8 protein-coding genes are annotated in these 12,481 nt (G+C 54.5%); 7 read left to right on the top strand and 1 reads right to left on the bottom strand.

Annotation, left to right across the window (positions count from 1 at the left end; translation table 11 throughout):
* The first annotated feature begins 63 nt into the window (after positions 1–63).
* The 5 genes from glgB to glgP are packed head-to-tail and all read left to right on the top strand — an operon-like array spanning position 64 to position 9,421.
* On the top strand, positions 64–2,250 hold the full coding sequence (glgB, locus tag AAYN39_RS15340) for a 1,4-alpha-glucan branching enzyme (RefSeq protein ID WP_000098552.1): 2,187 nt from the start codon (positions 64–66) through the stop codon (positions 2,248–2,250).
* Complete coding sequence (glgX, locus tag AAYN39_RS15335; RefSeq protein WP_000192475.1) at positions 2,247–4,211, top strand: glycogen debranching protein GlgX; 1,965 nt, start codon at positions 2,247–2,249, stop codon at positions 4,209–4,211. The genes glgB and glgX overlap by 4 nt, the downstream gene beginning before the upstream one ends.
* A 14-nt stretch (positions 4,212–4,225) precedes the next feature.
* Positions 4,226–5,521: a glucose-1-phosphate adenylyltransferase gene (gene glgC, locus AAYN39_RS15330; protein WP_000253993.1), complete on the top strand. Its 1,296-nt coding sequence runs from the start codon at positions 4,226–4,228 to the stop codon at positions 5,519–5,521.
* Positions 5,521–6,954 (top strand): glycogen synthase GlgA, encoded by a 1,434-nt coding sequence (gene glgA, locus AAYN39_RS15325; protein ID WP_001197660.1) that lies wholly within the window; start codon positions 5,521–5,523, stop codon positions 6,952–6,954. Before glgC ends, glgA begins: the two co-directional genes overlap by 1 nt.
* Before the next feature lie 19 nt (positions 6,955–6,973).
* A complete protein-coding gene (gene glgP, locus AAYN39_RS15320; RefSeq protein ID WP_000993423.1) occupies positions 6,974–9,421 on the top strand; it encodes a glycogen phosphorylase in 2,448 nt (815 codons plus the stop codon).
* Between the two features lie 91 nt (positions 9,422–9,512).
* Here glgP and glpD read toward each other — a convergent pair whose 3' ends face one another.
* The gene (gene glpD / locus AAYN39_RS15315; protein ID WP_000448178.1) at positions 9,513–11,021 is read right to left on the bottom strand and encodes a glycerol-3-phosphate dehydrogenase; all 1,509 of its coding nucleotides are present in this window, start codon (positions 11,019–11,021) and stop codon (positions 9,513–9,515) included.
* Between the two features lie 198 nt (positions 11,022–11,219).
* Here glpD and glpE point away from each other — a divergent pair, with 198 nt between their 5' ends.
* Both glpE and glpG read left to right on the top strand, forming a co-directional pair.
* The gene (glpE, locus tag AAYN39_RS15310; protein WP_000434523.1) at positions 11,220–11,546 is read left to right on the top strand and encodes a thiosulfate sulfurtransferase GlpE; all 327 of its coding nucleotides are present in this window, start codon (positions 11,220–11,222) and stop codon (positions 11,544–11,546) included.
* Between the two features lie 75 nt (positions 11,547–11,621).
* Positions 11,622–12,452, top strand: coding sequence for a rhomboid family intramembrane serine protease GlpG (gene glpG / locus AAYN39_RS15305; protein ID WP_000928705.1), 831 nt, complete (start codon positions 11,622–11,624; stop codon positions 12,450–12,452).
* Positions 12,453–12,481 lie beyond the last annotated feature (29 nt).

Raw genomic sequence — 12,481 nt, 5'->3', positions numbered from 1 at the left:
GTGTCACTACCTGATGTTGAATTCAGTGAGATGGAGTGACGCCACAAAACAGGATAACAAACCATGTCCAGTCGTATCGATAGAGACGTGATTAATGCGCTAATTGCAGGACATTTTGCGGACCCTTTTTCCGTACTCGGAATGCACCAGACCCAAGCCGGACTAGAAGTCCGCGCCCTATTACCTGACGCCACCGACGTATGGGTGATTGAACCCAAAACCGGACGTAAAGTCGGCAAACTGGAATGTCTCGACGCTCGCGGTTTTTTCTGCGGCGTTTTACCCCGACGTAAAAATTTCTTTCGCTATCAGCTCGCCGTGACCTGGCACGGACAGCAGAACCTCATCGACGATCCTTACCGTTTTGGTCCATTAATACAGGAAATGGATGCCTGGCTATTGTCGGAAGGCACCCACCTGCGTCCTTATGAAACGCTGGGCGCGCACGCCGATACGATGGATGGCGTCACCGGCACCCGTTTCTCCGTCTGGGCGCCTAATGCCCGTCGCGTTTCGGTTGTCGGGCAATTCAACTATTGGGATGGGCGTCGCCACCCGATGCGTCTGCGCAAAGAGAGCGGTATTTGGGAGCTGTTTATCCCCGGCGCGCATAATGGACAACTGTATAAATTCGAGCTGCTTGATGCGAACGGTAATCTGCGCATTAAAGCCGATCCCTATGCTTTTGAGGCGCAGATGCGTCCGGAAACGGCGTCGATGATTTGCGGACTGCCGGAGAAAGTGACGCCAAGCGAAGAACGACAAAAAGCCAATCAGTTTGATGCGCCGATCTCGATTTATGAGGTGCATTTAGGTTCATGGCGCCGCCATACGGATAACAATTTCTGGCTGAGCTATCGTGAGCTGGCGGATCAGCTTGTGCCTTACGCCAAATGGATGGGCTTTACGCACCTTGAACTCTTGCCGGTTAACGAACATCCGTTTGACGGCAGTTGGGGCTACCAGCCGACCGGCCTCTACGCGCCGACCCGCCGCTTTGGTACGCGGGACGACTTCCGCTATTTCATCAATGCGGCCCATGCGGCGGGCCTTAACGTCATTCTCGACTGGGTGCCGGGCCATTTCCCGTCCGATGAATTTAGCCTCGCGGAGTTTGACGGCACCCACCTCTATGAGCATAGCGACCCGCGCGAGGGCTATCACCAGGACTGGAATACGCTGATCTACAACTATGGTCGTCGTGAAGTCAGTAATTATCTGGTGGGTAACGCCCTGTACTGGATGGAGCGTTTTGGGATTGATGCGCTGCGTGTCGATGCGGTGGCCTCTATGATCTACCGCGACTACAGCCGCAAAGAGGGCGAGTGGATACCGAACGAGTTCGGCGGTCGTGAAAACCTGGAAGCCATTGAGTTTCTGCGTAATACCAACCGCATTATTGGCGAGCAGGTGCCCGGCGCGGTCAGCATGGCGGAAGAGTCGACAGACTTCTCTGGCGTGACGCGTCCACCGGAAACGGGTGGGCTGGGGTTCTGGTACAAGTGGAATCTGGGCTGGATGCACGACACGCTGGACTACATGAAGCTGGACCCGGTGTACCGCCAGTATCATCACGACAAGCTGACCTTTGGTATGTTGTACAACCATACCGAAAACTTTGTTCTGCCGCTGTCGCACGATGAGGTGGTTCACGGCAAGAAATCCATTCTCGATCGTATGCCGGGCGATGCGTGGCAAAAATTCGCCAACCTGCGCGCCTATTATGGCTGGATGTGGGCCTTCCCCGGCAAGAAACTGCTGTTTATGGGGAATGAGTTTGCCCAGGGACGCGAGTGGAACCATGACGCCAGCCTCGACTGGCACCTGCTGGAGGGGGGCGATAACTGGCACCACGGGGTTCAGCGTCTGGTGCGCGATCTCAACCACACCTATCGCCACCATAAAGCGTTGCATGAGCTGGATTTCGATGCTTACGGCTTTGAGTGGCTGGTGGTCGATGACAATGAACGCTCAGTACTGATTTTTGTACGCCGTGATAAAGCCGGTAACGAGATCATCGTCGCCAGCAACTTTACGCCCGTTCCTCGCCACGACTACCGCTTTGGCATCAACCAGCCGGGACGCTGGCGTGAAATTCTCAATACTGATTCGATGCATTATCACGGTAGCAACACCGGCAATGGCGGTGTGGTGCACAGCGATGAGATCGAAAGCCATGGCCGTCAGCACTCTCTTAACCTGACGTTACCGCCGTTGGCGACGATCTGGCTGATGCGGGAGGGGGAATGACGCAGCTTGCGATCGGCGAAGCAACGCCGCATGGCGCAACGTATGACGGTCATGGCGTGAATTTCACGCTCTTTTCCGCCCATGCGGAGCGCGTAGAGCTGTGCGTTTTTGATTCCCGAGGGAATGAGCGTCGCTATGACCTGCCAGGACGTCGCGGCGATGTCTGGCATGGTTATCTGGCAGGCGCCAGGCCAGGTTTGCGCTATGGCTATCGCGTACATGGCCCGTGGCAGCCAGCGCAGGGGCATCGGTTTAATCCGGCGAAGTTACTGCTTGACCCTTATGCGCGCCAAGTCGAGGGCGAACTAAAAGATCATCCGCTGTTGCACGGCGGACACGATGAACCGGACTACCGCGATAACGCGGCGGTGGCGCCGAAAAGCGTGGTAATCAGCGACCATTATGACTGGGAAGATGACGCCGCGCCGCGCACGCCGTGGGGAAAAACGGTCATCTATGAAGCGCATGTCAAAGGGCTTACCTATCTGCATCCGGAACTCCCCCAGGAGATACGCGGCACCTATAAAGCGCTCGGTCATCCGGTCATGGTGGCGTACTTCAAACAGCTTGGCATTACGGCGCTGGAACTGTTGCCGGTGGCGCAGTTTGCCAGCGAGCCGCGTCTGCAACGTATGGGGCTGACCAATTATTGGGGTTATAACCCAATGGCGATGTTTGCGCTGCATCCCGCCTGGGCCAGTTCGCCCGAGACGGCGCTGGACGAGTTTCGCGATGCGGTGAAAGCGCTGCATCGCGCGGGGATTGAGGTCATTCTGGACATCGTATTAAACCATAGCGCCGAGCTGGATCTGGACGGTCCAACCTTCTCCCTGCGCGGAATTGATAACCGTAGCTATTATTGGATAAGGGACGATGGCGATTATCACAACTGGACGGGGTGCGGCAACACGCTCAATTTAAGCCATCCCGGCGTGGTGGAATACGCGTGCGAGTGTTTGCGCTATTGGATGGAAACCTGTCATGTCGATGGTTTTCGTTTTGATTTGGCGTCCGTCATGGGGCGCACGCCGACGTTTCGCCAGGATGCGCCGCTGTTCGCCGCGATTAAAGCGTGTCCTGTGTTATCAACGGTCAAGCTGATTGCTGAACCGTGGGATATTGGCGAGGGCGGCTATCAGGTCGGGAATTTTCCGCCACCGTTTGCCGAGTGGAACGATCATTTTCGCGATGCGGCCCGCCGATTCTGGTTGCCGCGTAACCTGACGACCGGGGAGTTTGCCTGTCGTTTCGCCGCTTCCAGCGATGTGTTTAAACGCAATGGCCGCGCGCCCGGCGCCTCTGTCAATCTGCTCACGGCGCATGACGGTTTTACGCTCCGGGACTGCGTCTGTTTCAATCAGAAACACAATGAGGCGAACGGTGAGGAAAATCGCGACGGCACCAACAGCAATTACAGCGACAATCATGGTAAAGAAGGATTAGGCGGTCCGCTTGATTTAATGGAGCGGCGGCGCGACAGCATTCATGCCCTGCTGGCGACGCTACTGCTCTCTCAGGGAACGCCGATGCTGCTGGCAGGCGATGAACACGGCCATAGCCAGCACGGCAACAATAACGCCTACTGTCAGGATAATGCCTTAACCTGGCTGGACTGGCAGCAGGCAAATCGTGGGTTAACCACGTTTACCGCCGCGCTGATTCGTTTGCGTCAGCAGATACCGGCTTTAACCGGCAATAGCTGGTGGGAAGAAGGCGATGGCAACGTGCGTTGGCTAAATAAAAACGCGCAACCCTTGAGTGCGGATGAGTGGCAAAACGGACCTAAGCTGATGCAAATTCTGTTGTCGGACCGTTTTCTGATTGCGATAAATGCCACGCTTGAGGTGACAGATATAGTTTTACCCGAAGGGGAATGGCGCGCCGTTCCCCCATTCGCTGGAGAGGATAATCCGGTGATAACGGCGGTCTGGCAGGGACTGTGTGTGTTCCAGAGAGGATAAAAAAGGAGTTAATCATGGTGAGTTTAGAGAAGAACGATCGTGTAATGTTGGCGCGCCAGCTGCCATTGAAATCTGTTGCCCTAATCCTGGCCGGCGGCCGCGGCACGCGTCTAAAAGATTTAACGAACAAACGCGCCAAACCAGCCGTCCACTTTGGTGGGAAGTTCCGCATCATCGATTTCGCCTTATCTAATTGTCTGAACTCCGGGATTCGCCGTATCGGCGTGATCACTCAGTATCAGTCCCACACGCTGGTGCAGCATATTCAGCGCGGCTGGTCACTGTTTAGCGAAGAGATGAACGAATTTGTCGATCTGCTGCCAGCCCAACAGCGTATGAAGGGCGAAAACTGGTATCGCGGCACGGCAGACGCGGTGACCCAGAACCTGGATATTATTCGTTGCTATAAAGCGGAATATGTCGTCATCCTGGCAGGCGATCATATCTACAAGCAGGACTACTCGCGTATGTTGATCGATCACGTTGAAAAGGGCGCGCGTTGCACGGTGGCCTGTATGCCGGTGCCGATCAAAGAAGCGACGGCGTTCGGCGTGATGGCGGTCGATGAAAACGACAAGATTATTGATTTTGTCGAAAAACCGGCGAATCCCCCCGCAATGCCTGGTGACGCCAGCAAATCGCTGGCCAGTATGGGCATTTACGTTTTTGACGCCGATTACCTGTATGAATTGTTGGCGGCAGACGATAAAGATGACGCTTCCAGCCACGATTTCGGTAAAGACATTATCCCCAAAATCACCCGCGAAGGTATGGCTTACGCGCATCCTTTCCCGCTCTCCTGCGTGCAGTCCGATCCACAAGCCGAACCGTACTGGCGTGATGTAGGTACGCTGGAAGCTTACTGGAAGGCGAACCTGGATTTAGCCTCGGTGACGCCGGAGCTGGATATGTATGACCAGAACTGGCCTATCCGTACGCATATGGAATCGCTACCGCCTGCGAAATTCGTGCAGGACCGCTCCGGTAGCCACGGTATGACGCTGAACTCGCTGGTCTCCGGCGGCTGCATTATCTCTGGTTCGGTGGTGGTGCAATCTGTGCTCTTCCCACGGGTGAGAATAAATTCTTTTTGTAATATTGATTCGGCAGTGTTGTTACCTGAGGTTTGGGTAGGGCGCTCCTGCCGTTTACGTCGCTGTGTTATTGACCGTGCCTGTATTATCCCGGAAGGCATGGTGATTGGTGAAAATGCGGAAGAGGACGCTCGTCGTTTCTACCGTTCAGAAGAAGGTATTGTACTGGTCACGCGTGAAATGCTGCGCAAACTGCAGGTCAAACAGGAGCGATAATGCAGGTTTTACATGTATGTTCAGAGATGTTCCCCCTGCTGAAGACTGGGGGGCTGGCGGATGTGATAGGCGCGTTGCCTGCGGCACAAATTGCGGATGGTGTTGATGTTCGCGTTCTGCTTCCTGGGTTTCCCGATATCCGTCGGGGGATACCCGATGCGCATGTGGTGAGCCGCCGCGATACTTTCGCAGGTAAGATATCGCTGCTGTTCGGGCATTATAACGGCGTGGGCATTTATCTGATCGACGCGCCGCATCTGTACGAGCGTCCAGGCAGTCCCTATCACGATACGAATTTATATGCCTATATCGATAACGTGCTGCGCTTTGCCCTGTTAGGGTGGGTCGGCTGTGAAATGGCCTGCGGACTTGATCCATTCTGGCGCCCCGACGTGGTGCACGCCCATGACTGGCACGCCGGGCTGGCGCCCGCCTATCTGGCGGCGCGCGGGCGGCCGGCGAAATCGGTCTTTACCGTACACAACCTGGCCTATCAAGGCATGTTTTATGCAAAGCATATGGATGACATCGAGCTGCCGTGGTCATTCTTTAATATGCATGGGCTGGAGTTCAACGGACAACTCTCCTTTTTGAAGGCCGGTTTGTACTATGCCGACCATATTACGGCGGTGAGCCCGACCTATGCGCGTGAAATTACCGAACCGCAGTTTGCTTATGGTATGGAAGGCCTGTTGCGTCAGCGTCATCTGGAAGGGCGCTTGTCCGGCATACTGAACGGCGTGGATGAGAAGATCTGGAACCCGGAATCCGATCTGCTGCTGGCGTCGCGCTACACGCGCGATACCCTGGAAGAGAAGGCGGAAAACAAACGTCAGCTACAAATTGCGATGGGGTTGAAGGTTAACGACAAAGTGCCGCTGTTCGCCGTGGTAAGCCGTCTGACCAACCAGAAAGGTCTGGATCTGGTGCTGGAGGCGTTACCGGGGCTGCTGGAGCAGGGCGGCCAGTTGGCGCTACTTGGCGCGGGCGATCCGGTGCTTCAGGAGGGGTTCCTCGCGGCGGCGGCGGAACACCCAGGGCAGGCTGGCGTACAGATCGGCTATCACGAAGCTTTCTCGCATCGCATTATGGGCGGCGCGGACGTTATTCTGGTGCCCAGTCGTTTCGAACCGTGCGGCTTAACGCAGTTATATGGCTTAAAGTATGGCACGCTGCCTCTGGTGCGGCGTACCGGGGGGTTGGCCGATACGGTCTCCGACAGTTCGCTGGAAAATCTGGCGGACGGTATCGCCAGCGGTTTTGTCTTTGAAGACAGTAATGCCTGGTCGTTGCTACGCGCGATTCGGCGTGCTTTTGTGTTGTGGTCACGGCCTTCGCTTTGGCGGTTTGTACAACGGCAGGCGATGGCGATGGATTTTAGCTGGCAAGTTGCCGCGAAATCATACCGCGAGCTGTACTATCGCTTGAAATAGTCATCCAGGAATCATTTATATGAATGCTCCGTTTACTTATGCATCGCCCACACTCAGCGTTGAGGCGCTTAAGCATTCTATTGCCTATAAGCTGATGTTTACGATTGGTAAAGACCCGGTCATTGCCAATAAACACGAATGGCTGAACGCCACGTTGTTCGCGGTGCGCGATCGTCTGGTGGAGCGCTGGCTGCGTTCTAATCGAGCCCAATTATCGCAGGAAACCCGGCAGGTTTATTACCTGTCGATGGAGTTTTTGATTGGTCGTACTCTCTCTAACGCGCTGCTCTCGCTGGGCATTTATGACGACGTTAAAGGCGCGCTGGAGGCCATGGGCTTAGATCTCGAAGAGCTGATCGATGAAGAGAATGACCCAGGGCTTGGCAACGGCGGCTTAGGACGGCTGGCGGCTTGCTTCCTGGACTCGCTGGCGACGCTAGGATTACCGGGTCGCGGGTATGGCATTCGCTACGACTACGGCATGTTTAAGCAGAATATTGTCGACGGGCGGCAAAAAGAATCTCCGGATTACTGGCTGGAATATGGCAACCCGTGGGAGTTCAAGCGCCACAATACGCGCTATAAGGTGCTTTTTGGCGGGCGCATTCAGCAGGAAGGTAAAAAAGCGCGCTGGATTGAGACGGAAGAGATTCTGGCCGTCGCGTATGATCAGATCATCCCCGGTTACGACACCGACGCCACTAACACACTGCGGCTGTGGAATGCGCAGGCCAGTAGTGAAATCAACCTCGGTAAATTCAACCAGGGCGACTACTTTGCGGCGGTGGAAGATAAAAACCACTCTGAGAACGTTTCACGGGTGCTCTACCCGGACGATTCCACCTATTCCGGACGCGAGCTACGCCTGCGCCAGGAGTATTTTCTGGTCTCGGCGACGGTACAGGATATCCTGCACCGTCATTATCAACTGCATAAAACCTATGAGAATCTGGCGGATAAAATCGCCATTCACCTCAATGATACGCATCCGGTGCTGTCAATTCCGGAGCTGATGCGCCTGCTGATTGATGAACATAAATTTAGCTGGGACGACGCGTTTGAGGTGTGCTGTCAGGTCTTCTCTTATACCAACCATACGTTGATGAGCGAGGCGCTGGAAACCTGGCCCGTCGATATGCTGGGGAAAATTCTGCCCCGTCACCTGCAGATTATCTTCGAGATTAACGACTATTTCCTGAAAACGTTGCAGGAGCAATATCCCAACGATACCAGCCTGCTTGGACGCGCGTCGATTATTGATGAGTCGAACGGTCGCCGGGTACGGATGGCCTGGCTGGCGGTGGTAGTCAGCCATAAAGTCAACGGCGTTTCTGAACTCCATTCCAACCTGATGGTGCAGTCGCTGTTCGCGGATTTTGCGAAGATTTTCCCGACCCGTTTTTGTAACGTCACGAACGGCGTTACGCCGCGCCGCTGGCTGGCGCTGGCAAACCCGCCGCTTTCTGACGTGCTGGATGAGAATATTGGTCGTACCTGGCGTACCGATCTTAGTCAGCTCAGCGAGCTGAAGCAGCATTGTGATTATCCGCTGGTCAATCATGCGGTGCGTCAGGCGAAGCTGGAAAATAAAAAGCGGCTGGCGGTAGTGATAGCGCAACAACTGAATGTGGTGGTGAACCCTAAAGCGTTATTCGACGTGCAGATTAAGCGTATTCACGAATACAAGCGGCAGTTGATGAACGTACTGCATGTCATTACCCGCTATAACCGCATTAAAGAAAATCCGGAGGCCGACTGGGTGCCGCGGGTGAATATTTTTGCCGGTAAGGCGGCTTCCGCCTATTACATGGCAAAACATATCATTCATCTGATCAACGACGTGGCGAAAGTGATTAACAACGATCCGCAGATTGGCGACAAGCTGAAAGTAGTGTTTATCCCGAACTACAGTGTCAGTCTGGCGCAGGTGATCATTCCCGCTGCCGACCTGTCTGAGCAGATTTCGCTGGCAGGGACAGAAGCTTCCGGCACCAGTAATATGAAATTTGCCCTGAACGGCGCGCTCACCATTGGTACGCTGGATGGCGCGAACGTAGAGATGCAGGAGCATGTCGGCGAGGAGAATATCTTTATCTTCGGTAATACTGCAGAAGAGGTGGAAGCGTTGCGCAGACAGGGTTATAAGCCTCGCGACTATTATGAAAAAGATGAAGAGCTACATCAGGTACTGACGCAGATTGGTAACGGCGTCTTTAATCCGGAAGAGCCAGGCCGTTACCGCGATCTGGTAGATTCGCTGATTAACTTTGGCGATCACTATCAGGTGCTGGCGGACTACCGCAGCTACGTGGACTGCCAGGATAAGGTGGATGAGTTGTATCGTCGCCCGGAAGAGTGGACGACGAAAGCGATGCTCAACATTGCCAATATGGGCTACTTCTCATCGGACAGAACCATCAAAGAGTATGCCGAAAATATCTGGCATATTGATCCGGTGCGGTTGTAAATCCCGATGCCGACGGCGCTTCGCTTGCCCGGCCTACGTTTATGTATCCTTGTAGGCCGGATCAGGCGTTAGCCGCCATCCGGCATTTTTCTCAGGACGCCAGTGAAAGTTGGTGTTTCTCAACATACGCCGCCAGCCACTGGGTGATGCGGGACTGCTGCTCGGCGGTCAGCCACATGCCTTCTTTGGTGCGACGCCAGATAGCGTCTTCAGTACGGCGCACCCATTCGTGATCCACCAAGTATTTGAGTTCCGCTTCGTAAAACTCATGACCGAAATCTTCGCCTAAATCAAGCAGTGACGTGGCTTCGCCGAGAATCCACTCCGTGTTGCTGCCGTAAGTGCGCGAATAGTGGCGCGCCAGCGATTCCGTCAGGAACGGATAACGACGACGCAGCTTCGCCGCGTAATCTTCGCGGCTGCCGTCGATGTCGCCGCCGGGCAGTACGCACGTTTTGGTCCATGCCGGCCCGATGCCTGGATAATAAGACGCCAGTTTTTCCATCGCATGTTCGGCCAGCTTACGGTAGGTCGTGAGCTTACCGCCAAACACGGAAAGCAGCGGCGCTTTGCCGTTTTCATCATGGATATCAAGGGTATAATCGCGAGTGATCGCCTGCGGCGAGTCGGACTCATCATCGCACAGCGGACGGACACCGGAGTACGTCCAGACGATGTCATCGCGCCCCAGTTGTTTCTGGAAGTGCGCGTTATAGACCTTCAACAGGTAATTAATTTCGCTCTCTTCAATTTTTACCGCTTTCGGATCGCCTTTATATTCGACATCGGTTGTGCCAATGATCGAAAACTCTTCCATCCACGGAATGACAAAGACGATACGCTTATCTTCGTTTTGCAGAATATACGCCTGTTTCTGATTATGGACGCGCGGCACGACGATATGGCTGCCTTTGATCAGGCGGATGCCATACGGCGACGGCAGGTGCATCCCTTCGTCGAAGAACTGTTTGACCCACGGGCCGGTGGCGTTAACCAGTCCGCGCGCCTGCCAGACATATTTTTTACCGGTGTCGATATCTTCCGCTTCGACAATCCACAGGCCATTTTCCCGACGAGCGGCGGTTGCGCGAGTACGGGTAAGGACTTCGCCGCCTTTACGCACCACCATCTGTGCGTTGGCCAGTACCAGACGCGCATCGTCTACCCAGCAGTCGGAGTATTCGAATCCGCGCACGATTTCAGGTTTGAGTACCGAATCTGCGCCAAACCGCACACCGGTGGAACCGGGTAAACTGGTACGTTTGCCGAGGTGATCGTACATAAACAGACCGATACGGATCATCCAGGCTGGACGTAAGTGCGGGCGGTGCGGCAGACGAAAACGCATCGGGAAGGCGATGTGCGGCGCCATTTTCAACAGCACTTCACGTTCGGCCAGCGCTTCGCTGACCAGACGGAACTCGTAGTGTTCAAGGTAGCGTAAGCCGCCGTGGATAAGTTTCGAACTGGCGGAAGAGGTTGCGCAGGCCAAATCCTGCGCTTCCAGCATGAGTACGGACAAACCGCGTCCGGCGGCATCAGCCGCGATGCCTGCACCGTTAATGCCCCCGCCTATCACGATCAGATCTTTGGTTTCCATGCTGCCCTCTTGCACTTTCGTTAAAGTTCAAAAATGTTCGTTATCGAACATAATAGCAAAGAAACGCGCTATTGGTAACATCGAAAAAACATTTTAGAGTGATATGTATAACATTATGGCGTTAAGCTACTCCGTCAACGTACACTGGGCGATAAAATGCCTTAATTGGCTTCACCGGCAATAATGAAAGAGCGATTCATGGAACAATTTGAATGTATCACTGTAGAAGAGGCGTATCAGAAACTGCACCAGGGCGCGGCGGTGCTGGTCGATATTCGCGATCCGCAAAGTTATGCCATGGGTCATGCGCCGCAGGCGTTTCACTTGACTAACGATACGCTGGGCGCGTTTATGCGTGAGCATGGTTTCGATACCGCCGTGATGGTAATGTGCTATCACGGCAACAGTAGTAAAGGCGCCGCGCAGTATCTGCTCCAGCAAGGCTATGATGCGGTTTACAGCATTGACGGCGGGTTTGAGGCCTGGCATCGCCGTTTCCCTGCCGATGTCGCGAATGGCGCGTAATCCCATAAAGATGCAGCCTCCGACGAGAAGGGTATATATACTGTCTTCTTTTGTATGGACTAAGCGACAGCAATAATGTTGATGATTACTTCCTTTGCGAATCCTCGCGTGGCGCAGGCATTTGTTGATTACATGGCCACCCAGGGCGTCATTCTTACTATTCAGCAACATAATCAAAGCGATATCTGGCTGGCGGATGAATCGCAGGCCGAACGTGTGCGGGTCGAGCTGGCGCGGTTTATAGAAAATCCCGGCGATCCGCGTTATCTGGCGGCTAGCTGGCAGTCCGGGCAGACTAACAGCGGGCTACGCTACCGCCGTTTTCCCTTTCTCGCCACGCTGCGTGAACGAGCCGGCCCTGTTACCTGGATCGTGATGCTCGCCTGCGTGGTGGTCTATATCGCGATGAGTCTCATCGGCGATCAGACGGTGATGGTGTGGCTGGCGTGGCCGTTCGATCCGGTTTTAAAATTTGAAGTCTGGCGCTACTTCACCCATATCTTTATGCACTTCTCACTGATGCATATTCTTTTTAACCTGCTGTGGTGGTGGTATCTCGGCGGGGCGGTAGAGAAGCGCCTGGGCAGCGGTAAATTAATCGTCATTACGGTGATAAGCGCGCTGCTAAGCGGCTATGTACAGCAGAAATTTAGCGGCCCGTGGTTTGGCGGGCTGTCCGGCGTCGTCTATGCGCTGATGGGGTACGTGTGGCTGCGCGGAGAGCGCGATCCGCAAAGCGGAATTTACCTCCAGCGCGGCTTAATTATTTTTGCATTATTGTGGATAGTTGCTGGTTGGTTTGACTGGTTTGGCATGTCTATGGCGAACGGCGCGCACATCGCCGGGCTTATCGTCGGTTTAGCGATGGCCTTTGTTGATACGCTGAATGCGCGAAAACGAACGTGAGGCGTATCCGGCCTGTGGTCGAGATATTT

It is taken from the genome of Salmonella sp. K21076 (genome assembly GCF_039650795.1).
Lineage (GTDB): Bacteria > Pseudomonadota > Gammaproteobacteria > Enterobacterales > Enterobacteriaceae > Salmonella > Salmonella enterica.
Note: the sequence above shows the minus strand (reverse complement) of the source record. Positions and strands in the feature narration are given on the sequence as shown.

Excerpts from the sequence above, each read along its gene's own strand:
- glgX (WP_000192475.1), top strand. The coding sequence starts at position 2,247 with ATGACGCAGCTTGCGATCGGCGAAGCAACGCCGCATGGCGCAACGTAT.
- glgA (WP_001197660.1), top strand. The coding sequence starts at position 5,521 with ATGCAGGTTTTACATGTATGTTCAGAGATGTTCCCCCTGCTGAAGACT.
- glgP (WP_000993423.1), top strand. The coding sequence starts at position 6,974 with ATGAATGCTCCGTTTACTTATGCATCGCCCACACTCAGCGTTGAGGCG.
- glpE (WP_000434523.1), top strand. The coding sequence starts at position 11,220 with ATGGAACAATTTGAATGTATCACTGTAGAAGAGGCGTATCAGAAACTG.
- glgC (WP_000253993.1), top strand. The coding sequence starts at position 4,226 with ATGGTGAGTTTAGAGAAGAACGATCGTGTAATGTTGGCGCGCCAGCTG.
- glpG (WP_000928705.1), top strand. The coding sequence starts at position 11,622 with ATGTTGATGATTACTTCCTTTGCGAATCCTCGCGTGGCGCAGGCATTT.
- glpD (WP_000448178.1), bottom strand. The coding sequence starts at position 11,021 with ATGGAAACCAAAGATCTGATCGTGATAGGCGGGGGCATTAACGGTGCA.
- glgB (WP_000098552.1), top strand. The coding sequence starts at position 64 with ATGTCCAGTCGTATCGATAGAGACGTGATTAATGCGCTAATTGCAGGA.